Genomic DNA, 24,399 nt, shown 5'->3' with positions numbered 1-24,399 from the left:
CCGGGGCTGTCCACCCTACTGCGTCGCCTGCGGTCACGGACCCGGTTCGCGGACGGGCGCACGCGGCCCCGGGACATGCGGCAGCGGCTCCCCGCAGAGCATGGACATCTGCCGCAGGGACTCCTCGTTGTAGTCGACCAGCATCAGGTGGACACCGGCGATGTCGTGGGCCTCGATCCGCTCGACCAGCTCCAGATGCCGGGACCAGCAGAACCCGGCAAGGTCCTCGCGGCCCCGCAGAAACGCGGAGGCGAAGATCCAGTACTGGACCCGCAGTTGGTCCAGGTAGTCGCTGATCCGCCGGTTCCCGGCGAACCTGCCGAGCTCGCCCCAGAAGCGGCGGTCGCAGCCGACCAGGACGTCAAGCTGTCCGGCGCGGGCCGCCTGGACCGCCGCGTCCGCGCGACGGCGCAGGGACGGGACGGCCGCGCCGTCGAGAAAGGCCATGCGCGGGCGGACCCTGCGGAAGATGCCGTCGATCACCAGCGACCTGGCCTCGACGATGTCGATGAAGTCGTCCCAGGTGTAGCGCGGCACGGCGAAGCCGCGGCCCTGCTCGACCACCAGCAGGCCCTGGGCCGCCAGGTCGACCAGGGCCTCACGGACCGGAGTGGCGGAGACGCCGTAGAGCTCGGCGATCTCCTTGACGGTGAAGTGGCGGCCTGCGGCGAGGCGACCGGCCATCAGCTCCTCACGGAGCGCTCCGGCGACCTGCTCGCGGAGCGAGCTGCGCTGGACCACGGCCGGAAACGCGCGCTCGGGGGCTCTGCCACTCGGCATGACCGTTCCCTCCGCTTTCTTCCCGACTGATCCACTTACTCACTTCTGCCTGGCTTACCCCTTGTTGTCCGCATACCGCCGGTCCAGGCCCCCCAATGGTAAGGCCCCGCATCCCCCGTTCGGAGGGGTTGCGGGGCCAATGTGGTTCAGGCCGAGTCACGACCTGGTTAAGTTGTCTGACCAACAAACCTGCAGGTCAGGGCATGTACACGCTCAGACCGTGTGCGCGTCGGTCAGCGTCAGCACCTCGTCGAGGATCGCGAGGCCTTCCTTGGCCTCGGCCTCGCTGACGTTGCAGGGCGGCACGACGTGGAAGCGGTTCATGTTGGTGAACGGCCAGAGTCCGCGCTTCTTGCACTCCGCCGCCAGCTCCGCCATCGGCGCGTTGGCGGCGCCCGCCGCGTTGTAGGGGGTGATGGGCTCGCGGGTCTCGCGGTTCTTCACCAGCTCGACCGCCCAGAAGACACCCAGGCCGCGGACCTCGCCCACGGACGGGTGGCGCTCGGCGATGGCCCGGAGCTCCGGGCCGATCACGGTCTCGCCGATGCGCTTGGCGTTCTCGACGATGCCCTCCTCGGCCATGGCGTTGATCGTCGCCACGGCGGAGGCGCAGGCCAGCGGGTGGCCGGAGTACGTCAGACCGCCCGGGAAGGGGCGCGTCGCGAAGGTCTGGGCGATCTCGCCGCTGATCGCGACACCGCCCAGCGGGACGTAGCCGGAGTTGACGCCCTTGGCGAAGGTCAGCAGGTCCGGGGTGACGCCCCAGTGGTCCGCGGCGAACCACTCGCCGGTGCGGCCGAAGCCGGCCATGACCTCGTCCAGGATGAAGACGATCCCGTAGCGGTCGCAGATCTCGCGGACGCCCGCGAGGTAGCCCGCCGGCGGGACCAGGATGCCTGCGGTGCCGACGACGGTCTCCAGGATGATCGCGGCGACGGTCTGCGGGCCCTCGAACGCGACGACCTGCTCCAGGTGCGCCAGCGCGCGCTCGCACTCCTGCGCCTCGTTCTCGGCGTGGAAGTTGGAGCGGTACGGGTACGGGCCCCAGAAGTGCACGACACCGGAGACGCCGGTCTCGTTCTGCCAGCGGCGCGGGTCACCGGTCAGCGTGATCGCATTGGCCGTGCCGCCGTGGTACGAGCGGTAGGTGGAGAGCACCTTCTGGCGGCCGGTGTGCAGGCGCGCCATGCGGATGGCGTTCTCGACGGCCTCGGCGCCGCCGTTGGTGAAGAAGATCTTGTCGAGGTCACCGGGGGTGCGCTCGGCGATCAGCCGGGCGGCCTCGGAGCGGGCCTCGATGGCGAAGGCCGGCGCGAAGGTGCAGAGCTTGGCCGCCTGCTCCTGGATCGCGGCGACGACCTTCGGGTGCTGGTGACCGATGTTGGTGTTGACCAGCTGGGAGGAGAAGTCGAGGTAGCGCCTGCCCTCGTAGTCCCAGAAGTACGAGCCCTCGGCCCCGGCCACGGCGAGGGGGTCGATCACGGACTGCGCGGACCACGAGTGGAAGACGTGGGCACGGTCGGCAGCCTTGACCGCCTGGCCGAGCGCCGGGTCTGCGTCAACAGAGGGGCCTGGGGAGATCGTCATGCCCACCAGCGTATTTTTCGCCTGACCGCCCCCGGTACAGACATCCTGTCTGACGATCCGGGGGCAGGGCGACAGGCTGTCAGCCGATCCTCCAAGCGACCAGGGCTTATGCGGGCTCGGCAGGCGTCACTTCGGCAGGCATCGCATAGAGCAGGAACGGGGTCTTCTCGCCGTGCCGGTCGTAGACGGAGCGGGCGCGGTAGTTGTCGTCGGCCGTGTTCCACCGGATCTGGTACCAGCCGCGTTCCCGGGCGATCCGGCGCAGCTCGGCGAGGAGGGCGTCGACCGCACCGCTGCCGCGCCGGGCCGGGTCCACGAAGAGGTCGTGGAGGAAGCCTCGGGTGCCGCGCAGCGGGGAGTGGTCCGGGGCGAAGTGCGCCAGGCCGATCGCGGTTCCGTCAGCGTCACGCGCGAGCAGGCACTCGACGGGGTGGTTTGCGTCGTGGATCCAGGCCCAGGACTCGGCGAGCCGCTCCTCGGTCAGTTCGACGTGGTAGAACGTGGCATAGCCGATGAAGAGCTCGCGCCAGCGCGGGTAGTCCTCGGCGGTGGGGGCGGAGATGGTGATGTCAGCCATGGTGATGAGATTCAGCCCTTTGCGAGTCGTTCGGTGAGCTGCTTCTTCGCGGCCGGCCACTCGTCGATGTGCATGCCGAAGTAGGCGCTGTCGCGCCAGGTCCCGTCGGAGCGTTGCACCTGGCGTCGGAGCACTCCCTCCCGCTGTGCGCCGAGGCGGGCGATGGCGTCCTGGGAGCGTTCGTTGCGGATGTCTGTCTTCCACTGGATCCGGCCGTAGCCGAGGTCCTCGAAGGCGTGGGTGAGCAGGAGCAGCTTGGCCTCGGTGTTGGTGGCGGTGCGCCAGTGCGAGCGGGCGTACCAGGTCCAGCCGATCTCCAGGCGTTCGTGCTGCTCCTGGATGTCGAGATAGGTGGTCCAGCCGACGGGCTGACCAGTCGTCAGATCGACGACGGCGAAGGCGAGGCAGCGGTCCGGGCCGTTCAGCAGCGCCTCGATGCATCCGGCCAGCTCCTCGGCGCTGCGCGGGGCCGCCCGGAGCCACTGGAAGACCTCCTCCACGCACAGCCTCAGGGACTCCCAGAGGGCGGGGGCGTGGTCGACGGTGAGCGGCTCCAGCCGGATGTGCCGGCCGGTCAGCACGACGGAAAGGGGCGTCTTCGCGGTCATGGTCGAAACATAACTCCACTTTGAACTAGATGCAATCAATATCTGCACTAGTACAAATCGCCAAGAGAGGAGCGCGAAAGGCCCCCGCCGGAGGGGCAGGGGCCGAGTCGCAGACTGCTGCGCTGCTACAGCAGCGAGTGCACCTGGATGGTCTCGGTGCGGCCGGGGCCGATGCCGATGGCGGAGATGCGGCAGCGGGAGAGCTCCTCCAGCGCCTTGACGTAGTCCTGGGCGTTCTTCGGCAGGTCGTCGAAGGTCTTCGCCTTGGTGATGTCCTCGGACCAGCCCGGCAGCATCTCGTAGACCGGCTTCGCGTGGTGGAAGTCGGTCTGCGAGTAGGGCACCTCGTCGACGCGCACGCCGTCGATCTCGTACGCGACGCAGACCGGGATCTGCTCCCAGCCGGTCAGCACGTCGAGCTTGGTGAGGAAGATGTCGGTCAGACCGTTGATCCGGGTCGCGTAGCGGGCGATCGGCGCGTCGAACCAGCCGCAGCGGCGGTCACGGCCGGTGGTCACGCCACGCTCGCCGCCGATCCGGCGCAGCGCCTCGCCGTCCTCGTCGAAGAGCTCGGTCGGGAACGGGCCGGAGCCGACGCGGGTGGTGTAGGCCTTGAGGATGCCGATCACGCGGTCGATCTTGGTCGGACCGATGCCGGTGCCGGTGCAGGCGCCGCCCGAGGTCGGGTTGGACGAGGTGACGAACGGGTACGTCCCGTGGTCCACGTCGAGCAGCGTGCCCTGGCCGCCCTCCATAAGGACGACCTTGCCGTCCTCCAGCGCTTGGTTGAGCAGCAGCGCGGTGTCGGCGACGAACGGGCGGAGCTTGTCCGCGTAGCCGAGGTACTCCTCGACGACCAGCTCGGCCGGCATGGCCCGGCGGTTGTAGAGCTTGACCAGGATCTGGTTCTTGTCGCTGAGGGCCGCCTCGACCTTCTGTCGCAGGATGCTCTCGTCGAAGAGGTCCTGCACCCGGATGCCGATGCGGTTGATCTTGTCGGCGTAGGAGGGTCCGATGCCGCGCCCGGTGGTGCCGATCTTCCGCTTGCCCAGGAACCGCTCGGAGACCTTGTCCATGGTCCGGTGGTACGGGGTGATCAGGTGGGCGTTGCCGGAGATCACCAGCTTCGAGGTGTCCACACCACGGTCCTGCAGGCCCGCCAGCTCGGAGAGGAGCACGGCCGGGTCGATGACGACGCCGTTGCCGATGACCGGGACGCAGTTCGGGCTGAGAATGCCGGACGGGAGCAGATGCAGTGCGTACTTCTGATCGCCTACGACCACCGTGTGACCGGCGTTGTTGCCGCCCTGATAGCGGACCACGTAGTCGACAGAGCCGCCGAGAAGGTCAGTTGCCTTCCCCTTGCCCTCGTCTCCCCACTGAGCGCCGACCAGCACGAGTGCGGGCACAGGCGTACACCCCTTTCGGGCGGGGCACAACACACGGCGGAAGGTCGCCGCACTGGCCCCGGATAGACCAAGCCCCTGGCGCAAAAGCGCAAGGGGCTCTTACACCGAGAGATTACCCGAGGAAGGACCGCGGTGTCGGCTGAGCGTTCGGTGGGTGAGCCCGTGCTGGTCCTGGTCTCACCGGCGGCGCTGTCGCACGACGGCGAGTCGGTGCGGGTCGCCAGGGATGTGCTGGGCGCCGCGCTGCCGATGAAGGCGGTGGTGCCGCAGAGCCTGCTCGATCTTGAGCGTGCGCTGGCCAGACGTGGTCGGCGGCGACCGGTGGTGATCGGCGACGACCGGTACCTCCAGCAGGTCGTCCAACTCCTCCACCAGCAGGCGACGCTGGACGCGGCCCCGGTCGGGCTGATCCCGGTGGGTCGGGGCCACCGGATCGAGGTGGCCCGCGCGCTGGGCGCGGCGACACATCCGGTGCGGGCCGCGCGGGCCGTGGTGAGCGGTGCGGACCGGCCGCTCGATCTGCTGGTCGACGACCACGGCGGCGTGGTGCTGGACGCGGTACGGATCCCGGCAGCCTGTTCGCCCAGGGCGAACACAGTGGCGTCCGCCTGGTGGACAACTGTCGGCCGGAGGGTGGTCCGGGCCCTGGCGCCGCCCTCCGCGCGGGTGCCGGCCCAGCCGCCGCTGCGCGTCGAGGCCGACGGCAGGCTGCTGGCGGACCCGGCCCACCCGATGCGCGGGCTCGCGCTGCGCAGCAGTGAGGGCAGCGCGGAGGTGCGGATCAGCGCCCGGAACGGTCGCAGCGCGATACCCCTCACCGTCCAGGCCCGACAGGTGACGGTGGCCGGTGGCGCGGGCGGCCTCTTCACCTACGAGGCCGACCATGCGCTGAGCCCGCCGGTCCACGAGCGCACCTGGACGGTCGAGCCGTCCGCCTGGACACTGCGCGTCCCGGTCTGACGCACCGGTCTTGATGCGTCGGGCCGACGGGCAGCGCGCGACGGACCGGGCCGGACTGGCCGACGCACCCGGACGGGCCGACAGGCCGGGCCCGGTGGACGCGCCCGGTAGACCGTGCCCGATAGACCGTGCGCGATGCATGATCTTGATGCGTCCGGGGGGCTTGGGGCCGAAGGCGGAGTGGCAGACTGACTGCCATGACCATTCACGAGAACCTGCTCGGCGGACCGGAGCCGACCCTCCTGCCCGAGGACGAGCAGCCCTACAAGCAGATGGCCGAAGAGTCCGCCTCGCCCGCGCAGATCGCGGCGGCGTTCCCCACCTTCTCCCTGGCCTGGGCGCAGTTGGCGGACGAGTCTTTCGCGGCCGGCCGAGTGGTCGAGTCCTACGCCTACGCCCGCACCGGCTACCACCGCGGCCTCGACTCGCTGCGCCGGGCCGGCTGGAAGGGCCACGGGCCGGTCCCGTGGGAGCACCGCGGCAACCGCGGCTTCCTGCGCTGCCTGGCCGCCCTGGCCCGCGCCGCCGACTCCATCGGCGAGACCGACGAGGCGGCCCGCTGCTGGAAGTTCCTCCAGGACAGCAGCGCCGAGGCGTACACCGAGCTCAAGCAGTAGCGGCGGTAGCCGGTCCCCGATAGGACAGAGACCGCACGAAGGCCCCGGAACCTGATGGTTCCGGGGCCTTCGGCGCAATACGCGCAATACGCGCGAAGCTCCTGAAACGAGCGAATCAAGCCTTACTTGAGCTTGTTGCCCGCCGAGCGGAGCTGGTTGGCGGCCTCGACGACGCGGGCGGCCATGCCCGCCTCGGCGAGCTTGCCCCAGGTGCGCGGGTCGTAGGCGGACTTCTTGCCGACCTCGCCGTCGACCTTCAGCACACCGTCGTAGTTCCGGAACATGTGGTCCACGACCGGGCGCGTGAAGGCGTACTGGGTGTCCGTGTCCAGGTTCATCTTGACGACGCCGTTCTCCAGCGCGGTCTCGATCTCCTCGGCGGAGGAGCCGGAGCCGCCGTGGAAGACGAAGTCGAACGGGTCGGTCTTGCCGTACTGCTTGCCGATCGCGTCCTGCAGCTCGCGCAGCAACTCCGGCTTCAGGACGACGTTGCCCGGCTTGTAGACGCCGTGGACGTTGCCGAAGGAGGCGGCCAGCAGGTAGCGGCCCTTCTCGCCCAGGCCCAGGGCCTCGGCGGTGCGCACCGCGTCGTTGACCGTCGTGTAGAGGGAGTCGTTGATCTCGTGGGAGACGCCGTCCTCCTCGCCACCGGTCGGGGTGATCTCGACCTCAAGGATGATCTTGGCGGCGCGGGCCTGGGCCAGCAGCTCCTCGGCGATGGCCAGGTTGTCGTTGAGGGTCTCGGCGGAGCCGTCCCACATGTGCGACTGGAACAGCGGGTTCTCGCCGCGGGCCACGCGCTCGGCGGAGACCGCCAGCAACGGGCGGACGTAGCCGTCCAGCTTGTCCTTGGGGCAGTGGTCGGTGTGCAGCGCGACGGTGACGTCGTACTTCTTGGCGATGATGTGCGCGTACTCGGCCAGGGCGACCGCACCGGTCACCATGTCCTTGTTGTACTGGCCGCCCAGGAACTCCGCCCCACCGGTGGAGATCTGGATGATGCCGTCGCTCTCGGCCTCGGCGAAGCCACGCAGGGCCGCGTTCAGGGTCTGCGAGGAGGTGACGTTGATCGCCGGGTAGGCGAACTTGCCTGCCTTGGCCCGGTCCAGCATCTCGTTGTAGACCTCGGGCGTTGCGATAGGCATTCGGATCCGCTCCTGTCGGTGGGCGTCTACGCGGGGGAAGGGCGCACGCCGGACGTCGTCGACCGGGCACCGGCGCCATTCTCGCACCCCGGCGCAAGGGGTTCATCCTGCCGGAGGGCAGGTCACGGGGTGAGCTGGGTCCTTGTGGCAGCAGGGGAGCACAGCGTACGGACACCCGTGCCCGATACTCTGCGCGGGTGACCCAGAATCTCGCGCTCAACCTGCTCGACGCCAAGGCGCTCATCGGCCAGGTCGGCACGGTGGGACTGCTCGCGATCATCTTCGCCGAGACGGGCCTGCTCATCGGCTTCTTCCTGCCCGGCGACTCGCTGCTGATCCTGGCGGGCGTGGCCGCGTCGGGAGCGGGCAAGGCGCTGCTCGGCACGCAGATGTCCGTCGGGACGCTGCTGATCGCCGCACCGTTGTGTGCGATCGCCGGTGCGCAGCTCGGCCACCTGCTCGGCGCGAAGCTCGGCACCCGGATGTTCGACCGGCCGAACTCACGGCTCTTCAAGCGCTCGCACGTGGACAAGGCCGAGGAGTACTTCAACCGCTTCGGCCCCGCCAAGGCGGTGGTGATGGCCCGCTTCATCCCGGTGGTGCGGACGTTCCTCAACCCGGTCGCCGGAACGCTGGAGATGCCCGCGCGGACGTTCTTCGTCTGGAACGCGCTCGGCGCCGTCGTGTGGACCGAGGTCATGCTGCTGATCGGCTACAAGTTCGGCGACTCGATGGCGCCGGTCATAGACAAGTACCTGGTTCCGGCGGTCCTGCTCATCGTGCTGCTCTCGCTGACGCCGATCCTGATCGAGGTGCTGAAGGGCCGTCGCGGGGGCGGCGGTGCGGCAGCAGGCGGCACTGCGGCGTCCGCGTCCGCGTCCGGTGAGGGCGCGGAGTCGGGGCGGGCCCCGGTCACGGCGGGGACGGGAAGCGGGACCGGCACCGGCACCGGAGGACGTCACCGCAAGCGGTGACGTCCCCTTCGTCGGAGTCTCGGCGCCTCAGAGGCCCAGGTCGGCGAGTTGGTAGGCGGCCAGGTAGGGCAGGCCGGCCTCGGCGATGGTCGGGGCGGCACCGCGCTCGACGATCACGGCGACGGCCACGACCTCGCCGCCCGCCTCGCGGACGGCCTCGACGGCGGTCAGCGGCGAGCCGCCGGTGGTGGAGGTGTCCTCGACGACCAGGACCCGGCGGCCCTTGACCTCGGTGCCCTCGATCCGGCGCTGCATGCCGTGCGCCTTCTGCGCCTTGCGGACCACGAAGGCGTCCAGGCGCTCACCGCGCGCGGCGGAGGCGTGCAGCATCGAGGTGGCGACCGGGTCGGCGCCGAGCGTGAGCCCGCCGACCGCGTCGAAGTCGAGGTCCTTGGTCAGGTCCAGCATGACCTGGCCCACGAGCGGTGCGGCGGTGCCGTCCAGCGTGATGCGGCGAAGGTCGATGTAGTAGTCGGACTCCAGCCCGGAGGACAGGGTCACCTTGCCGTGGACAACGGCCTTGTTCTTGATCTCTTCGAGAAGCGCGTCACGCGAGGTACTCATGAGACTTCAGCTTAGGCCCTGTCTGAGCCCGGTCCGGCGAAGGAGTGCCGCTCAGCCGCGCTGCCAGCTCCAGGTGGTGGTCACTTCGAGCGGCTCGATCGGGGTGACCAGGTGCGGCGCGGTGTTGAGGCCGTTCGGCGGGCCGGACTGCGGTTCGACGCAGACGGCGTCGTCCTGCTGGTCGAAGACGACCAGCCAGGTGCAGTCGCTGGTGACCGTCAGCGTCAGCTCGTCGGCCCAGCGCAGCGTGGCGAGGACGCCGTCCGGCAGGGCGAAGCAGTCGTCCCACGGGCCCGGGAGCGGGTCGATCCGCCGCCCGGTCGGGAGGTGGTCGGAGCCGCGCTCCTCCTGCCAGGCCGGGGTGAAGTCGAGGACGGCGGTCGGTCCGTCCGCCCGCAGCTGCTTGCGGAACCAGGGGTGCCACCCGGCCTGCGCCGGGAACGAGTCCTGCAGCGCCTCGACGGCGAGAGTGATGCGCAGCTGCTCCGGGGTCAGCTCGAACAGCTGGGTGACCCGGCCCGGGTAGGGCCAGGGGTCGGTGAGGTCACAGACGAAGGCCGCCGTCACGGTGCCCTCCGGGACCTCCCTGCCGGAGAACTCCGTGCCGTCCGCACCGGTGACGACGGGCGCGGCGGCGCGCCAGGCGCGGCGGACCACCGTGCCGTGGGCGGCGTGCGGAGGCAGGTCGAGCGGAAGCTGGTGACGGATCGGGCCGTTGTTGAAGCGTCCCCGGTCCACCCGGCCCGCCCACGGGGCCATCGGGAACGAACCGTGGCCGAAGACGTCCCGCACGTCCCCCTCCGCTGCCGCGCGTGCTGCCGATTCCGGTGCGGTGCGGAGCAGTTCGACGTCGCCGAGCCGCAGGCTGCCCACCCGGCAGCCGTCGCCGGGCAGCACGGTCACGGCGACGTCGCCCGCGGCGAGCAGGACGGGGGCGGGGTGGTGCACGGGTGGTTCCCTTCGGATCGGTGCGGTGAGCGGTCGCCGTCGAAGCGGTGAGCGGTCGCCGTGGGAGAGTGGGCGGTCGCCGTGGGAGAGTGGGCGGTCGCCGTGGAGAGTGGGCGGTCGCCGTCGAAGGTGAGCGGTCGCCGTCGAAGCGGCAGTCGGTCAGCGCGAGTGGCGGCGGAGGGCGCGGACCAGGATGACCGCGCCGCCGAGCAGGGCGACGCCGCCGACCAACCACGTTGCGCGCGGGCGCTCCAGCTCGGCGACCGGGGGCTCGCCCATCCGCCGCTCGGTCGTGCCCCAGCGCGCCGACGCGCGGGAGCGGGCGCTGCGGGGCGGCAGGACCGGGGCGTACCGACCGCGCGGCGGCGCGTGGTCGACCTCCTCGGCGGAGCGGCCGACCATGCTGCGCCGCGCCGACTCGACCGTGGCGGGCTCGCCGAGTTCACCGAGATCGCTCAGATCGCTGAGGTCCCCGAGCTCGCTCAGGTCGTTCAACTCGCCGAAGCCCTGGACCAGGAAGAGCTCGGCGTCGTCGTCGAAACCTTCCTCCAGCGGGTCGGACGCTTCTGCAGCGCCGGCTTCGTCCAACTCGTCGGCCTCCACCGCCAAGTCCTCCATCTGCTCCGCACGGGTGGCCAGCTCCGCGCAGAATCGGTCCAGCAGACGGCGACCCGCCGTCGCCAACGCCGAGGACGAGAACTCCTCGATCCGGCCCTTGCCCTGAAGCATCGTCAGGAAGGCCGCCCGGGTCGTGGCCGCGTCCTCCGCCACCGGCTCCAGCCGAACCCGGACCGTACCGGTGATGCTGCCGCTGCCGACCGACTGCTCGCCGTCGACCTCGAAGCCGAGACTGCCGTCGGCGTCGCCCTCGTCGGCGTCGTCGAGACGTCGCAGTCGGGCGCGGTACGTGATGGAGGAGCCGCCGACGCGCAGCTTGAGCCGTCCCGCCAGCAACGGCGTCCCCGACGCACGCGCCGCGTCGGACCCGTCGCCCTGGGCGGGCACCTCGGGCACGGCCGTGTCGGTGGCGGTCTGGTCCGGGGTGAATCCCGGCAGACAGACCGCGAGCAGCTCGGGTCGGTCCAGGGACCGCTGGAGGGTCCGCGGCGACAGTGGTACCAGAACCTCATGCTCCATGCCTGGTGAGCCTACCCACCCGTCGCGCCGGAAGCGCCGGTTCAGCGCGGATCGAGCAGCGTGGTGACCCGGTCGGCGTGCCCGCGCGGCTCGGTGAGGAGGTGGAGGGCGGGCAGTCCCAGCGGTCCCGGCAGTCCGTGGGACGGCCCGTTCGGCAGGGTGAGGGTCTGTCCGCCCTGCGCCGGGGCGGCCGAGGCGAGGACGAAACTCCAGGTGGGCGTGGTGACCGGACCGCAGCCGCCACGGCCGTCGGCGTCGTAGGCGAGGACGGAGAGGCCGACCGAGCGGATGGTGTCGGTCACCGACCAGAGACGGCTGCCCGCGTGCACCACCAGCCGTCCGCCGGGGGCCAGCATCCGGCGGACCAGGCCGTAGAACTCACTGGTGTAGAGCTTGTCGGCGTCGTCGAGCCGGGGGCCGGGCAGGTCGGCGACGATCACGTCGTAGGGGTGTTCCTGGAGCGGCGCGGTGCGCAGCCAGCCGAAGGCGTCCGCGGTGACGGTGTCCAAGCGGGGGTCGTCCAGGACGTGGCGGTTGAGGGCGGAGAGCACCGGATCGGTCCGGGCCAGCTGGAGCAGGTCGGGGTCCTGCTCGACCAGGGTCACCTTGCGGACGCCGGGGGTGTCGAGCACCTGACGGGCCGCCAGGCCGTCACCGCCGCCGAGGACGAGCACCCGGGCGTGCGGGCCGACCAGCGCGGGGCCGATCAGCGCCGCATGGTAGGCGGCCTGATCCCGGCCGCAGACGGCGAGCCGGGAGTCGAGGTAGACGCGGACGGAGGTCAGTGCGGCAGCGTCCACCAGCTGTCCCGGACCGATGTGCGCCCCGTCGAGTACGACGCCCGGCTGTCGGGCCGCCGCACCGCCGGACGCGGCCGGTCCGACCGGCCCGCCCGCTGGCCCCAGCCCCCCGGTGACCACGATCTGCTGGTAACGGCTCTGCTCGCTGACCCGTACCGGGCCGCCGTAGAGCCGCCGTTGGGCCGCCCGCTCGAAGGCGCTGCTGCCCGCCCACGCCAGCAGCAGGATCACGACCACCGCGCCGCTGAGCAGCCAGAGCAGCAGCCGGGCCCGGGGCGCGGGCTCCTTGCGGAAGATGCAGAGCGCGATCAGGCCGCCCGCAGCGGTGTTGACCACCCCGGTCACCAGTGCGCCGGTGAGCTGGCCGAGGGTCGGCAGCAACAGAAAGGGGAAGGCCAACCCGCCGATCAGCGCGCCCACGTAGTCGGCCGCGAACAGGTCGGCGACGGCCCGCCCGGCCTCCTGGCGCCGGACCCGCTGAATCAGCGTCATCAGCAGTGGGATCTCCGCGCCGATCAGCAGCCCGATCAGCGAGGCGACCGCGACCAACGCGACCTGGTAGTGGCCGAACCAGACGAAGCAGCCGTAGAGCGCCAGCACCGACAGACCGCCGATCAGCGCCAACGCGCTCTCGACCATGGCGAACGCGGACGCCGGGCGCCGGGTGAATCGCTTCGCCAGCAGTGACCCGGCGCCCATCGCGCAGACCATCACCGAGAGCACGACGGACGCCTGGGTGACGGAGTCGCCCAACAGGTAGCTGCCGAGGGCGACCAGGTCCAGCTCGTAGACCAACCCGCATGCGGCGCAGACGAAAGCTGCGAGCAGCACCAGCAGCCGGGTGGCGCGGGGAGAAGGGTTGATCACGCAGAAACGCTAGGCGACGAGGGCGGACAACCTCGTCGCCCACGGGAGTGGCGGCGCATCGTGTCGCCTTGACATGTCGCACGCCCGTTCGTGCAACTTGCCCGCCCTGGCGCGGCCTTCGAGCAGGCCGCCAGCACTTCCGTCCACTTCCTACAGCCGTATTTGATGGATTGTCAGCCGAATGCGCGCAATGTTGACCGCGTACACACCAATTGACCCTCCTGCGGATATGCATGCCAGGTGCGCCACAGGATGCCGCTCTCGTCACCGCCGGCCAGCAATGCGGTGAACGCATTCGGATCACCGGGGAACACCCCGGCAAGGCCGTGCGGATGGTTCTCCACCAGGGCGAGCAACTCCTGTGCCCGGCCCGCGAACTCGTGTGAGGAGAGGGTTTCGACCCGGGCCGCGAATTCGTACTCCCAGCCCCGGACCCGCTCGGCCACCCGGGCGGGCAGCGGGGTGCGACGGCCCGGCATACAGGCCACCGTCTCCACGCACTCCTCCTCTCCCGCACCCAGGATGACCTGGTGCGATGCGCCGAGCAGGCGGAGTTGGATGCTGTTCGGGCCGAGGTCCAGGTCCAGTACGGCAAGTGCCGGAAGCAGGCTGCTGCCCAGGCACCAGGCCAGGTCACCAGCACGGGTGTCGGTGTAGTGGGTGTGGAGGGTGGTGAGCATTCTCGGCTCCGCGTACTCGGGTCCTTCGATGACGCCGGGACAACCCTTACGGTCTGTGGGAACGATGCTGCCGCGACGGAGGGACATTCGGGGGACTCAGGAAGCAGGGAAGCACGAATACTCCGTGTCCGTAGGGGATTTACCCATTTTCGCCGCGCCCCCATCACCGCGCCGTAGATTCTCACCGATGACCGGTCCGCGCCCGTGACGTGCCACGATCCGAGGAGGAGTTCCGGACATGTGCGTGCCGCTCATTCCCACGGCATATACATCCATATCTACGCCTGCCGTCTTCACCCTTCCGTGTGCCACCCGAACGGGGCGCTCCGCCGTCATTAGCCCGCTCGGCATTCACCCGTTCGCATGAGTGCTGCGCATCGCCTGCGCCCGCCGCGTCGCAGCCGGCATCGCGGTCGGCGTCGCGGAGGCGGTCAACTTCGGGCCCGTCGCAGCGGTCGGTGCGCGCCGCGCAGCGGCAGCGCGACCGGTCCGGGGCCCTTGACGTTGCGCATGACCGGCGCGGTCTCCACCTGACGGACCGCCGGCAACGCGGCGATCCGGGTGGTCAGGTAGGTGTAGAAGCCCTGCACGTCCGAAGTCAGCACCACCGCGTGCAGGTTGGTCGGCCCGGTGGTCGCGCAGGCGTAGGCGACCTCGGGGTGCTCAGCCAACGCGGCACCGGTGGCGTCCAGTTCGGCGGGGGCGACAGAGAGCCAGAGCAGCGTGGCGTTGCGGATACCGAAGATCCGCCAGTCCATGTCGAGGTCGAAGTAGAGCACGTCGGCCGCCTCCAGCTCCGCCATCCGACGGCGCACCGTGCTCGCCGACCAGCCTGTGGCGGCGGCGAGTTCGGTCAGTCCGGCCCGGCCGTCCACGGCCAGGACCTCGAAGAGCCGCCGGTCGGCGTCGTCGACGCCCACCGAGCCGGGACCGACCGCGAGGCCGACTGCCGGGTCGGCAGCGGCACCGACCGCCGGGCCTCCCGCCGGGCCGACGGGCGACGGCAAGCCGCCCGGACGCAGCGTCGCGACCTGCTCCGGACTGAGCGCACCGGACTTGAGCGCGATGCTGTGCGCGCCGCCGAAGTACGTGTGCATCACGCAGTGCGCGCTCACCCCGACCACGCTCGGCGTGCGGGGCAGCCGTTGCAGCAGCAGGCTGTCCTGTTGTGCGTCCGGATGGGCCCGCGTGGTGCAGTTGATCTCCGCACCGCCCGAACCGAGGCTGACCCACGTGGTGTCCTCCCGCCTGGCCAGCGCGTCCGCCACGGCGGGCGCCGCGCCCGGGATGCACTGCACCCGCACGTGCCAGCGGACCTCGCCGAGCGCGGTGGCCTCGCTCAGGCCGAGCACGCGGACGCTGCCCCGGTCGCGCAGGCGCGCGTAGCGGCGGGCGACGGTCTGGTCCGAGACGCCGAGCACTTCGGCGATCCGGCTGAACGGGGCACGGGCGTCGAGCTGCAGCGCCTGGGCCAGCTGCCGGTCCAGCCTGTCGTAGCCGTCCTCGGCCGCTCGGGCGGCAGCGCGTGCAGTGATGTCGGTTTCCATGCCACCAGCCTACGGCGGTGTCGGAATCTGCCAGTAAAGCCGAATCGACGTGGAGGACGGGCAGCAGGACGCCGACACTGGAACAGGCGACACCGCCCGATCCCATCCTTTCGTCCGTCCTGGAGCCCTCCATGCGTAAGTGGATACCCCTGGCTGCCGTCTGCCTCGGCGCGTTCATGCTGCTGGTCGACGTCAGCATCGTGAACGTCGCCCTGCCGAAGATGGCGGCCGACCTGAACTCCTCGTTCACCTCGCTGCAGTGGGTCGTCGACATCTACGCGCTGACGCTGGCCGCGCTGCTGATGGCGCTCGGCTCGCTCGGCGACCGCCTCGGCCACCGCCGCCTCTACCTCACCGGCCTGGTCGTCTTCGCCGCCGCCTCGCTCGCCTGCGGGCTGGCCCCCAACGCGGCCATGCTGATCACCGCGCGTGCGGTGCAGGGCATCGGCGGCGCGGCCATGATGACCTCGACCACGGCGCTGCTCGCCTCCGCCTATCAGGGCCGGGACCGCGGCACCGCGTTCGGCGTCTGGGGCGCGGTCAACGGCGCGGCTGCGGCCGTCGGTCCGGTCCTGGGCGGGCTGCTGACCGACCAGTTCGGCTGGCGGGCGATCTTCTTCGTCAACGTCCCGGTCGCCGTCGTGGCCGTCGCGATGACCGTCGGCTTCCTCAAGGGCGGAACCGGCGCGTCCCGCGGCCGGGTGGACGTGGCCGGGGCCGCGAGCTTCACCCTCTTCGCGGCGGCGCTGACCTACGGCCTGATCGAGAGCGGTGACAAGGGCTGGGGCAGCTTCACCGCGCTCGGCTCGATCGGCGTCGGCGTGCTCGCGCTGATCGCGTTCGCCGTGATCCAGCTGCGCGGAGCGAACCCGCTGCTCGACCTGTCGCTGCTGCGCAACCGCACCTTCCTCGGCCTGATGCTCGCCGGGCTGCTGCTCACGGCCGCCGCGTTCGCCGAACTGACCTACACCTCCCTCTGGTTGCAGGAGGCGCTGGGGCTGAGCCCGCTCTCGGCGGGTCTGGCGGTGTCGCCCATGGCGCTGTCCGCCTTCGTGGTCGCCCTGGTCAGCGGCAAGGCGCTTCACAAGGTCACCCCGCAACTGCCCATCGGCGTCGGCCTGCTGCTGATCGGCGGCGGAACGATGATGCTGGCCGCGGTCACCGCGTCCTCCGGTTGGACCGCGCTGCTTCCCGGGCTGCTGGTCACGGGTGTCGGCGTCGGCCTCTCCACGCCGATGTTGATGTCGACGGCCCTGGCCGCCGTCCCGCCCGCCCGCGCGGGCATGGCCAGCGGCGCGCTCAGCACGGCCCGGCAGCTGGGCTACGCGCTCGGCATCGCCGTGCTGGGCACGATCTTCCAGCGCCACTTCCACGGGACGTCGCTGCGTGCGTCGTTCGCCTCCGGCCTGGACCTGGTCTACCTCACCGCGGGCGCGACCGGCCTGGTCGCCGGCGTCCTGGTCCTCGCCCTGGTCCGCCGCCACGCCGCTCCCGGTGCAGGCCACCCGGCCAGCCCGGTCGCGTCGTCCGACGCCGACGTCCCCGGCGCCCCCGGCGCACGTACGCAGGACCTGGTCCGGGACTGACGGACCGACAGATCACCTGTACTGCAGGCGGAGGGCCCGGTCGGAAGCGGCCGGGCCCAGCCATGTCCGGACGCTCAGGCGCGCAGGCGCTGCAGGCGGCTGACGGCATCCTCCAGGACGGCGTCCTGCTTGCAGAAGGTGAAGCGGACCTGGCTGCGGCCCGCCTCCTTGTCGTCGTAGAAGACCGAGTTGGGGATCGCGACGACGCCGCAACGCTCCGGCAGGGCGCGGCAGAAGGCGTAGGCGTCCTTCTCGGCGAACGGGGCGATGTCGGTGGTGATGAAGTACGTGCCCTGCGGCTCGTAGACCTCGAACCCGGCCGCGCGCAGGCCCGCGTCCAGCAGGTCGCGCTTGCGCTCGAGGTCGGCGCGGAAGCCGTCGAAGTACGCGTCGGGCAGGCGCAGCGCCTCGGCGACTGCGTACTGGAACGGGCCTGCGGAGACGTAGGTCAGATACTGCTTGGCTGTGCGCACCGCCGCGACCAACTCCGGTGTGGCGGTGACCCAGCCGACCTTCCAGCCGGTGAAGGAGAAGGTCTTCCCGGCCGAGGAGATGGAGACCGTGCGCTCGCGCATGCCCGGCAGGGCGGCGATCGGCCGGTGGACGGCCGCGCCGAAGACGAGGTGCTCGTAGACCTCGTCGGTGACCACCAGCAGGTCGTGCTCGACGGCGAGCGCCGCGATCGCGGACAGCTCCTCCGGGGCGAGCACGGTGCCGGTCGGGTTGTGCGGGGTGTTGAGCAGCAGCAGGTGGGTGCGCGGGGTGATCAGGGCGCGCAGCTCGTCCAGGTCCGGGCGGAAATCGGGCGCGCGCAGGGTGAGCGGGACCCGCGTCGCACCGGCCATGGCGATGCAGGCGGCGTAGGAGTCGTAGAACGGTTCAAAGGCGATGACCTCGTCGCCCGGCTCCAGCAGGGCCAGCAGCGAGGCCGCGATCGCCTCCGTGGCACCGGCGGTGACCAGGACCTCCGTGTCCGGGTCGTAGCCGAGACCGTAGAACCGCTGCTGGTGCTCGGCGATCGCCTGCCGCAGCTCGGGGACGCCGGGCCCGGGCGGGTACTGGTTGCCCCGGCCCTCCCGCAGCGCCCGGACCGCCGCCTCGCGGACCTCCTCCGGACCGTCGGTGTCCGGGAAGCCCTGCCCGAGGTTGATCGAGCCGGTCGCGGTGGCCAGCGCCGACATCTCGGCGAAGATCGTCGTCCCCATGCCCGCCAGACGGCGGTTCAACAGCGGCCTGTTGCTCATGAGCGCAGCATAGGGCCTGCCCGGGCCCTCGGCGGAAGGTCCGAGTCGGAGTCGGTCCGACGGCCGAGGTCGTGGCGGACATCGACGCGTAGCGTCCGAAGCAACGGAACTACGGGGCTACGGAGCTACGGGGCTACAGGGCTGCGGGCCTACGACGAAGGAGCGCGGAGATGCTGGCGAGCGTGGTGCGGGAGTACGGCGGACCGGAGCAGCTGCGGCTGGAGGACGTGCCGGATCCCGTCCCGGGGCCGGGCGAGCTGCTGGTGCGGGTCGAGGCGGCCGGGGTGCAGTTCGTGGAGACGCAGGTGCGGGCGGGCCGGATGGCCGGGACGCCGCTCGCGCCGCCCTCGCTGCCGTGGGTACCGGGAAGCGAGGTCGCGGGCACCGTGGTGGCCACCGGCGAGGGCGTCGATCCGTCCCTGGTCGGCGCGCGGGTCACCGGACGGACCGGGCAGGGCGGCGGCTACGCCGAGTCGGCGCTGCTGCGCGAGCACGACGCGCATCCGATCCCGGAACGGCTGGGCGCGGCCGAAGCCGTCTCCCTGCTCGGCACCGGGCGGACCGCGGTCGGCCTGACCGAACTGGCCGCGGTCGGCCCGGACGACGTGGTGCTGGTGGAGTCGGCCGCGAGCGCCGTCGGCACGCTGCTGGTGCAGCTGGCCCGGCAGGCCGGCGTCCGCCGGGTGGTCGGACTGGCCCGGGGCGAGCGGAAGTTGGCGCTGGCCAAGGAGTTCGGCGCGGACACCGTCCTGGACTACGCTGAGCCCGGCTGGTCGGCGGCGCTCAGCGACGCCGGGGTCAGCGTGGTCTTCGACGGCGTCGGGGGCACGATCGGCCGGGAGGCGTTCGAACTGCTGCGGCCCGGTGGCCGGTTCATCGCGTTCGGGTTCAGCAGCGGTGCGGGGACGACGATCGCGCCCGGCGAGGCCGAGCAGAGCGGCGTCACCACCCTCGACTACTTCGGGCCGCCGACGGGTGCACGCAGCCCTGAGGTCCAGCACCGCCAGACCCGCGACCTGCTCACCGCCGTGGCGGCGGGACGCGTCCGGCCGCTGGTCGGTCAGACCTTCCCGCTGCGGGACGCGGCGGCCGCCCACGCGGCGATCGAACGCCGGGAGACCGTGGGCAAGACCGTGCTGCTGCCCTGAACGGAACGGCGACGGCCGGTGGGTTCAACGCACCGGCCGTCGCCGTGAATCACTGCTCAACTGTCAGCCTGTCAGCTGGTCAGCTCGCGGTCGTCGTGACCTGACCGGCCGAGCTGCCCGCCAGCCAGTCGCTCCAGCTGAGGTTGAACGCCGCGTAGCCGTTGTCACCGGCCGCCTTGCCGCGCGGGGAGCCGGAGATGGTGACCGGGTCGCCCACCTCGACGTAGTTGTAGTACCACTCCGCGTCGCTCAGCGACAGGTGGACGCAGCCGTGCGAGCCGTAGCTGTGGCCCGGGTACGGGTCGCCCGTGGAGTAGTGGACGTAGGTGCCGGAGAACGTCAGGTGGACGTCCCAGGGCAGCGTCAGGTCGTAGTAGTTCGGGTTGCTCTTGTCGCAGGTGATGCCGACGCTGCAGGAGGTCATCCGGACCTCGGGCTGCTTGTCGATCACGGCCATGGTGCCGTCCCAGGACGGGAAGTCCGGGCTGCCCGCGTCGATCGGCATGGTCTTGACCAGCTGGCCGTTGCGGTAGACCTTCATCGAGTGGCCGGGGACGCTGACCTGCGTCTCGGTGTCCGCCCCGATGGTGAAGCTGTGGTGGTAGTTGTGGGTGCCCCAACGACCGTTGCCGTCACCGACGTTGTCGAGGTCGGCGTTGATCGAGACGTGGGTGCCCGACGGCCAGTAGCTCTGCGGCCGGAAGTCCACGCGGGTGTCGCTGTACCAGTGCCAGGCGCCGACGATCGGCGTCGACGAGGTCACCTTCAGCGCCTGCTCGACGGCCTTGCGGGCGGAGCTGGCGACCGGGTTGGAGAAGACCACGGATATGGGCATCGCCACGCCGACCTGGGCCCCGTCGACCGGGGATATGGAGTCCAGCTCGAGCGGCGGCCCGGCCGGGTGCGTCGGCGACGGGCTGGTAGTCGGCTTGGCCGGCTTGCTCGCACTCGCACTCGCGCCGGCCACCGGCGAGGTTGACGTCCCCTTGGACGCCGCAGCGGAGGCGTTGCCCCCGCAGCCACTCGCTCCGGCCAGCACGGCGCCGGCCAACAGCGCCATACCAATGGTGTTCTTGATCCGCCCCACGCGTCCCACGCCACCTGCTCCGCTCACGCCACATCGTCACCGGACGTCCCGACACGTCCTCAGACTTCGAACCCTACGCAAGCGGTTGCAGGCAGCATGTAAAGCAAAGGTCAAGATTAGGACTCGGTGCTGTTTCCATCGTTGTCGCCGGGCTTCTCGCCATCGGCGGCACCGTCCCCGTCGACCTCCTTGACCAGGCCGAGGCGCTCGCTGATCCACTGGTTGAAGGTGACCGAGGCCTGGACCCAGTTGACGACCATGGCCGCGAAGTAGTTGATGTTCACGCCCATGCCGACGATCATCTGCGCCTCGCCGACCACGCGGAGCACACCGTCGTCCTGGGTGGCCGTGTAGACCTTGGGCCACAGCGTCTCGCGGTTCCACTCGTCCAGCGCCTCGAGCAGCTCCGGCTTGGCGCCGAGGTCGTGGGCGTGGTTGTAGAAGGCGCGGACCGCGAAGAGCTCCTTCTGCTCGCCGCGGAACATGAAGTAGACCTGGAACTCCTCCCAGGGCGCGACGACGTCGCCCTCGGCGTCCACACCGTGCTTGAGCTCCATCTGGTCCAGCAGCTGCTTGACCAGTTCGGCGTCCGGAATGACGACCGGCGGCGGCCCCTGCTGCGGCTGGGGCTGCGGGTTCGGCCCGCCGAAGTTGGGAATGGCGGACGGGTCGATGCTCACGAGAGAGGTTCCCTTCGGGTTACGGCTTGCCGGTCTTCATCCTGCCTCACCCGGGGGTGCAGCGCCCAGTGTCGTCGCCCCCTCGGAAGGGGGTCTTACCGTGCCGCGCATTGCCACAGCACAAGAGTGCTCCACCGCTGCTTCCAGGTGCTCCACACAGGGCGAGGGCCCGCACACGGGACGTGTGCGGACCCTGGCTCGGTTACCGGTCGGACGGTCCGACGGTCAGGCCTCCTTGCGGGCGACCGTCAGCTCGTCCGCGCCCTCGTCGGCGTCGACCAGGACGGTGTCGCCGTCCCGGACGTCGCCCGCGAGGATCGCGCGGGCCAGCTTGTCGCCGATCGCCGACTGGACCAGGCGGCGCAGCGGGCGGGCGCCGTACGCCGGGTCGTAGCCGGTGATCGCCAGCCAGTCGCGGGCCGCGGCGGAGACGTCCAGCGTGAGCCGGCGCTCCTCCAGACGACGGCTGAGCGCCTGGACCTGAAGGTCGACGATCCGAGTCAACTCCTCGGCCCCGAGCGGGTCGAAGACCACGATGTCGTCGAGCCGGTTGAGGAACTCCGGCTTGAACGCGGTCCGCACCGTCTCCAGCACCCGGTCCTTCTTGACCGCGTCGTCCAGGGACGGGTCGACCAGGTACTGCGAGCCGAGGTTGGAGGTCAGGATCAGGATGGTGTTGCGGAAGTCCACCGTCCGCCCCTGACCGTCCGTCAGACGGCCGTCGTCCAGCACCTGGAGGAGGATGTCGAAGATCTCGGGGTGGGCCTTCTCCACCTCGTCCAGCAGCACCACCGCGTACGGACGGCGGCGGACCGCCTCGGTGAGCTGGCCGCCCTCCTCGTAGCCGACGTAGCCGGGAGGGGCGCCGACCAGCCGGGCGACGCTGTGCTTCTCGCTGTACTCGCTCATGTCGATGCGGACCATGGCCCGCTCGTCGTCGAAGAGGAAGTCGGCGAGCGCCTTGGCCAGTTCGGTCTTGCCGACGCCGGTCGGGCCGAGGAAGAGGAACGAGCCGGTCGGCCGGTCCGGGTCGGCGACGCCGGAGCGGGAGCGCCGGACCGCGTCGGAGACGGCCCGGACGGCGGCGGACTGACCGACCAGGCGGCGGCCGAGCTCCTCCTCCATCCGCAGCAGCTTCGTCGTCTCGCCCTCCAGCAGCCGTCCGGCCGGAATGCCCGTCCAGGACGCCACGACGTCGGCGACGTCGTCCTGGCCGACCTCCTCCTTGACCATGGACGAGGTGGTGGACTCGGTGCGCGCCGCGTCCTGCGCCTCGGCCAGCTCCTGCTCGGCTGCGGGGATGTCCGCGTACATCAGCCGGGAGGCGGTCGTGAAGTCGCCGTCGCGCTGGGCGCGTTCTGCCTGGCCGCGCAGGCCGTCGAGGCGCTCCTTCAGCTCGCCGACCTTGTTGAGGCTGCCCTTCTCCTGTTGCCAGCGGGCGGTCAGCGCGCCCAACTGCTCCTGCTTGTCCGCGAGATCACGGCGCAGTCGCTCCAACCGCGCGACGGAGGCGGCGTCGGACTCCTTGGAGAGCGCCATCTCCTCCATCCGCAACCGGTCGACGGCGCGCTGGAGTTCGTCGATCTCGACCGGGGACGAGTCGATCTCCATCCGCAGCCGGGACGCGGCCTCGTCGACGAGGTCGATGGCCTTGTCCGGCAGGAACCGGGAGGTGATGTAGCGGTTGGACAGCGACGCGGCGGCGACCAGGGCCGCGTCCGCGATCTGCACCTTGTGGTGCGCCTCGTAACGTCCCTTGAGCCCGCGGAGGATCGCGATGGTGTCCTCCACGCTCGGCTCGCCGACCAGCACCTGCTGGAACCGGCGCTCCAGCGCGGCGTCCTTCTCGATCCGCTCGCGGTACTCGTCCAGCGTGGTCGCGCCGACCATGCGCAGCTCGCCGCGGGCCAGCATCGGCTTGAGCATGTTGCCCGCGTCCATCGCGGAGTCGCCGCCCGCACCCGCGCCGACGAGCGTGTGCAGCTCGTCGATGAAGGTGATGACCTGGCCCTCGCTGGCCTTGATGTCGCTCAGGACGGCCTTGAGTCGCTCCTCGAACTCACCGCGGTACTTGGCACCGGCCACCATCGCGCCCAGGTCGAGCGCGACCAGGCGCTTGCCGCGCAGCGACTCGGGCACGTCGCCCGCGACGATGCGCTGGGCCAGCCCCTCGACGACGGCGGTCTTGCCGACGCCGGGCTCGCCGATCAGCACCGGGTTGTTCTTGGTCCGGCGGGACAGCACCTGGACCACGCGGCGGATCTCCTGGTCCCGGCCGATGACCGGGTCCAGCTTGCCGTCGCGGGCGGCCTGGGTGAGGTCGGTGCCGTACTTCTCCAGTGCCTTGTAGCTGCCCTCCGGGTCCGCGGAGGTGACCCTGGCGCTGCCGCGGACCTCCTTGAACGCGTCCAGCAGCGCCTTGGCGGTGGCGCCCTCGGCCTTGAGCGCGTCGGCGGCCGGGCCGCCCTCGGCGGCGAGGCCGACCATCAGGTGCTCGGTCGAGACGTACTGGTCGTCCAGCTCGGCGGCGCGGGCCGCGGCCTCGTTGAGCACCGCGACCGTCGGCCGACCGAGCTGCGGCGCGGCGACCGTCGACCCCTGGGCGCTGGGCAGCGCCTGCACGAGCCGCTCCGTCGCGGCGCGCAGCCGCACCGGGTCGGCCCCGACGGCCTCCAGCAGCGGGCGGGCGATCCCCTCGGGCTGCTCCAGCAGGGCCAGCAGGACGTGGACGGGCATCACGTCCGGGTTGCCCGCGCCCGACGCCTGCCGGATCGCCGCGGAGAGTGCCTCCTGGGCCTTGGTGGTGAGCTTGCTGGCGTCCACGTGTGTTCGGTCCTCCTCCGACCCGCGCCGATGTCTGCCGTATCCAGCATGACATAAGTTGAGTCTATTCCACTCAAGGTTATGGAAGGCAGTGCTGTCAGCCGAGGCCAGGGGTGTGAACCCCGCCCCTCAGTGGTGCTCTTCGGCGTCCAGGTGCTCGACGCAGACGGCGATGCTGAGCAGCAGCGGGACGTCCTCGCCGTCGGCGACGTCGATCGCGTAGTGGTCGCGGACGCTGAACCAGCTCTTGCTGACGACCGCGACCCGGCGGCCGTCCTGCTCCAGACGGAACTCGTGGTCGGTGAAGTTGCCGACGATCTCGATCTCGCCGCCGCCGACCGAGCCGTCCAGCTCGGCGAGGTACTTGTCGTGGAAGACGGTGAGCAGCTTCTTCTTCACCGTGGCGAGCTTTCCGCCGTGGTGCTGCTCGACGACCATCGCGTCGCGGACCGAGAGCATCTTCTTCTTGATCACGGCCACCACCTCGCCCGTGTGATGGTCCTTCAGCTCGAAGGTCTCGCGGACGCGGAGCGCCTTGCCGTCGACGAGGTAGGCCTTCTCGCCGTGCTCGGTGGTGATCCAGTGGTCGTCGCCGAAGCCGAAGATCCGCTCGCGCATCAGGAACTTCATG

Annotated in this window: 22 protein-coding genes; 5 read left to right on the top strand and 17 right to left on the bottom strand. The window is 70.9% G+C overall.

What is annotated here, in order from left to right; translation table 11 throughout:
• Window positions 1–33: 33 nt before the first annotated feature.
• The 5 genes from ABH928_RS31355 to ABH928_RS31335 all read right to left on the bottom strand — a co-directional run bounded on the left by ABH928_RS31355 (window position 34) and on the right by ABH928_RS31335 (window position 4,961).
• Window positions 34–780 (bottom strand): GntR family transcriptional regulator, encoded by a 747-nt coding sequence (locus ABH928_RS31355; protein ID WP_370072045.1) that lies wholly within the window; start codon window positions 778–780, stop codon window positions 34–36.
• Between the two features lie 213 nt (window positions 781–993).
• Window positions 994–2,367 (bottom strand): aspartate aminotransferase family protein, encoded by a 1,374-nt coding sequence (locus ABH928_RS31350; protein WP_370072044.1) that lies wholly within the window; start codon window positions 2,365–2,367, stop codon window positions 994–996.
• Between the two features lie 106 nt (window positions 2,368–2,473).
• A complete protein-coding gene (locus ABH928_RS31345) occupies window positions 2,474–2,944 on the bottom strand; it encodes an N-acetyltransferase family protein (RefSeq protein WP_370072043.1) in 471 nt (156 codons plus the stop codon).
• Window positions 2,945–2,955: 11 nt separating this feature from the next.
• Window positions 2,956–3,552, bottom strand: coding sequence for a GNAT family N-acetyltransferase (locus ABH928_RS31340; protein WP_370072042.1), 597 nt, complete (start codon window positions 3,550–3,552; stop codon window positions 2,956–2,958).
• Between the two features lie 125 nt (window positions 3,553–3,677).
• Entirely contained in the window at window positions 3,678–4,961 is a 1,284-nt protein-coding gene (locus tag ABH928_RS31335) for an adenylosuccinate synthase (RefSeq protein WP_370072041.1), read from the bottom strand.
• Window positions 4,962–5,093: 132 nt separating this feature from the next.
• Between ABH928_RS31335 and ABH928_RS31330 the strand changes: the two genes are divergently transcribed.
• Both ABH928_RS31330 and ABH928_RS31325 read left to right on the top strand, forming a co-directional pair.
• On the top strand, window positions 5,094–5,921 hold the full coding sequence (locus tag ABH928_RS31330; RefSeq protein WP_370072040.1) for a diacylglycerol kinase: 828 nt from the start codon (window positions 5,094–5,096) through the stop codon (window positions 5,919–5,921).
• Between the two features lie 197 nt (window positions 5,922–6,118).
• The gene (locus ABH928_RS31325) at window positions 6,119–6,538 is read left to right on the top strand and encodes a DUF3151 domain-containing protein (RefSeq protein WP_370072039.1); all 420 of its coding nucleotides are present in this window, start codon (window positions 6,119–6,121) and stop codon (window positions 6,536–6,538) included.
• A 122-nt stretch (window positions 6,539–6,660) separates the two neighbouring features.
• Here the strand turns inward: ABH928_RS31325 and fbaA are convergent, their stop codons facing one another.
• Window positions 6,661–7,689 carry a class II fructose-bisphosphate aldolase gene (gene fbaA, locus ABH928_RS31320; RefSeq protein WP_370072074.1) on the bottom strand — a complete coding sequence of 343 codons (1,029 nt, stop codon included), beginning with the start codon at window positions 7,687–7,689 and terminating at the stop codon, window positions 6,661–6,663.
• Between the two features lie 191 nt (window positions 7,690–7,880).
• On the opposite strand from fbaA, the gene ABH928_RS31315 reads away from it, so the two are divergent.
• Window positions 7,881–8,657, top strand: a complete 777-nt coding sequence (locus tag ABH928_RS31315) for a DedA family protein (protein ID WP_370072038.1) — start codon at window positions 7,881–7,883, stop codon at window positions 8,655–8,657.
• A 27-nt stretch (window positions 8,658–8,684) separates the two neighbouring features.
• Here the strand turns inward: ABH928_RS31315 and pyrE are convergent, their stop codons facing one another.
• The 6 genes from pyrE to ABH928_RS31285 all read right to left on the bottom strand — a co-directional run bounded on the left by pyrE (window position 8,685) and on the right by ABH928_RS31285 (window position 15,200).
• Entirely contained in the window at window positions 8,685–9,221 is a 537-nt protein-coding gene (gene pyrE, locus ABH928_RS31310) for an orotate phosphoribosyltransferase (protein WP_370072037.1), read from the bottom strand.
• 51 nt (window positions 9,222–9,272) lie between these two features.
• Complete coding sequence (locus tag ABH928_RS31305; RefSeq protein ID WP_370072036.1) at window positions 9,273–10,169, bottom strand: aldose 1-epimerase; 897 nt, start codon at window positions 10,167–10,169, stop codon at window positions 9,273–9,275.
• A 159-nt stretch (window positions 10,170–10,328) separates the two neighbouring features.
• Complete coding sequence (locus ABH928_RS31300) at window positions 10,329–11,306, bottom strand: hypothetical protein (protein ID WP_370072035.1); 978 nt, start codon at window positions 11,304–11,306, stop codon at window positions 10,329–10,331.
• A gap of 41 nt (window positions 11,307–11,347) precedes the next feature.
• Entirely contained in the window at window positions 11,348–12,973 is a 1,626-nt protein-coding gene (locus ABH928_RS31295; protein WP_370072034.1) for a spermidine synthase, read from the bottom strand.
• A 173-nt stretch (window positions 12,974–13,146) separates the two neighbouring features.
• Window positions 13,147–13,653, bottom strand: a complete 507-nt coding sequence (locus tag ABH928_RS31290; protein WP_370072033.1) for a DUF2617 family protein — start codon at window positions 13,651–13,653, stop codon at window positions 13,147–13,149.
• 431 nt (window positions 13,654–14,084) lie between these two features.
• Window positions 14,085–15,200, bottom strand: coding sequence for an Lrp/AsnC family transcriptional regulator (locus ABH928_RS31285; RefSeq protein ID WP_370072032.1), 1,116 nt, complete (start codon window positions 15,198–15,200; stop codon window positions 14,085–14,087).
• A 131-nt stretch (window positions 15,201–15,331) separates the two neighbouring features.
• Here ABH928_RS31285 and ABH928_RS31280 point away from each other — a divergent pair, with 131 nt between their 5' ends.
• Complete coding sequence (locus tag ABH928_RS31280; protein ID WP_370072031.1) at window positions 15,332–16,786, top strand: MFS transporter; 1,455 nt, start codon at window positions 15,332–15,334, stop codon at window positions 16,784–16,786.
• A 74-nt stretch (window positions 16,787–16,860) separates the two neighbouring features.
• Here the strand turns inward: ABH928_RS31280 and ABH928_RS31275 are convergent, their stop codons facing one another.
• On the bottom strand, window positions 16,861–18,030 hold the full coding sequence (locus tag ABH928_RS31275; protein WP_370072030.1) for a pyridoxal phosphate-dependent aminotransferase: 1,170 nt from the start codon (window positions 18,028–18,030) through the stop codon (window positions 16,861–16,863).
• A 170-nt stretch (window positions 18,031–18,200) separates the two neighbouring features.
• Between ABH928_RS31275 and ABH928_RS31270 the strand changes: the two genes are divergently transcribed.
• A complete protein-coding gene (locus tag ABH928_RS31270; RefSeq protein WP_370072029.1) occupies window positions 18,201–19,178 on the top strand; it encodes a zinc-binding dehydrogenase in 978 nt (325 codons plus the stop codon).
• Window positions 19,179–19,257: 79 nt separating this feature from the next.
• Here the strand turns inward: ABH928_RS31270 and ABH928_RS31265 are convergent, their stop codons facing one another.
• The 4 genes from ABH928_RS31265 to ABH928_RS31250 form a co-directional block, all read right to left on the bottom strand.
• Window positions 19,258–20,265 (bottom strand): Ig-like domain-containing protein, encoded by a 1,008-nt coding sequence (locus ABH928_RS31265; protein ID WP_370072072.1) that lies wholly within the window; start codon window positions 20,263–20,265, stop codon window positions 19,258–19,260.
• A 116-nt stretch (window positions 20,266–20,381) separates the two neighbouring features.
• Entirely contained in the window at window positions 20,382–20,945 is a 564-nt protein-coding gene (locus ABH928_RS31260; protein ID WP_370072028.1) for a YbjN domain-containing protein, read from the bottom strand.
• Window positions 20,946–21,170: 225 nt separating this feature from the next.
• Entirely contained in the window at window positions 21,171–23,768 is a 2,598-nt protein-coding gene (clpB, locus tag ABH928_RS31255) for an ATP-dependent chaperone ClpB (protein WP_370072027.1), read from the bottom strand.
• A gap of 129 nt (window positions 23,769–23,897) precedes the next feature.
• Complete coding sequence (locus ABH928_RS31250) at window positions 23,898–24,398, bottom strand: LURP-one-related/scramblase family protein (RefSeq protein ID WP_370072026.1); 501 nt, start codon at window positions 24,396–24,398, stop codon at window positions 23,898–23,900.
• Window position 24,399 lies beyond the last annotated feature (1 nt).

This window comes from Streptacidiphilus sp. MAP5-3, from assembly GCF_041262505.1.
Classification (GTDB): domain Bacteria; phylum Actinomycetota; class Actinomycetes; order Streptomycetales; family Streptomycetaceae; genus Streptacidiphilus.
This window is presented reverse-complemented; position numbering and strand designations above follow the sequence as displayed.

Excerpts from the sequence above, each read along its gene's own strand:
- ABH928_RS31355 (WP_370072045.1), bottom strand. The coding sequence starts at position 780 with ATGCCGAGTGGCAGAGCCCCCGAGCGCGCGTTTCCGGCCGTGGTCCAG.
- ABH928_RS31350 (WP_370072044.1), bottom strand. The coding sequence starts at position 2,367 with ATGACGATCTCCCCAGGCCCCTCTGTTGACGCAGACCCGGCGCTCGGC.
- ABH928_RS31345 (WP_370072043.1), bottom strand. The coding sequence starts at position 2,944 with ATGGCTGACATCACCATCTCCGCCCCCACCGCCGAGGACTACCCGCGC.
- ABH928_RS31340 (WP_370072042.1), bottom strand. The coding sequence starts at position 3,552 with ATGACCGCGAAGACGCCCCTTTCCGTCGTGCTGACCGGCCGGCACATC.
- ABH928_RS31325 (WP_370072039.1), top strand. The coding sequence starts at position 6,119 with ATGACCATTCACGAGAACCTGCTCGGCGGACCGGAGCCGACCCTCCTG.
- pyrE (WP_370072037.1), bottom strand. The coding sequence starts at position 9,221 with ATGAGTACCTCGCGTGACGCGCTTCTCGAAGAGATCAAGAACAAGGCC.
- ABH928_RS31300 (WP_370072035.1), bottom strand. The coding sequence starts at position 11,306 with ATGGAGCATGAGGTTCTGGTACCACTGTCGCCGCGGACCCTCCAGCGG.
- ABH928_RS31290 (WP_370072033.1), bottom strand. The coding sequence starts at position 13,653 with ATGCTCACCACCCTCCACACCCACTACACCGACACCCGTGCTGGTGAC.
- ABH928_RS31285 (WP_370072032.1), bottom strand. The coding sequence starts at position 15,200 with ATGGAAACCGACATCACTGCACGCGCTGCCGCCCGAGCGGCCGAGGAC.
- ABH928_RS31280 (WP_370072031.1), top strand. The coding sequence starts at position 15,332 with ATGCGTAAGTGGATACCCCTGGCTGCCGTCTGCCTCGGCGCGTTCATG.
- ABH928_RS31275 (WP_370072030.1), bottom strand. The coding sequence starts at position 18,030 with ATGAGCAACAGGCCGCTGTTGAACCGCCGTCTGGCGGGCATGGGGACG.
- ABH928_RS31270 (WP_370072029.1), top strand. The coding sequence starts at position 18,201 with ATGCTGGCGAGCGTGGTGCGGGAGTACGGCGGACCGGAGCAGCTGCGG.
- ABH928_RS31250 (WP_370072026.1), bottom strand. The coding sequence starts at position 24,398 with ATGAAGTTCCTGATGCGCGAGCGGATCTTCGGCTTCGGCGACGACCAC.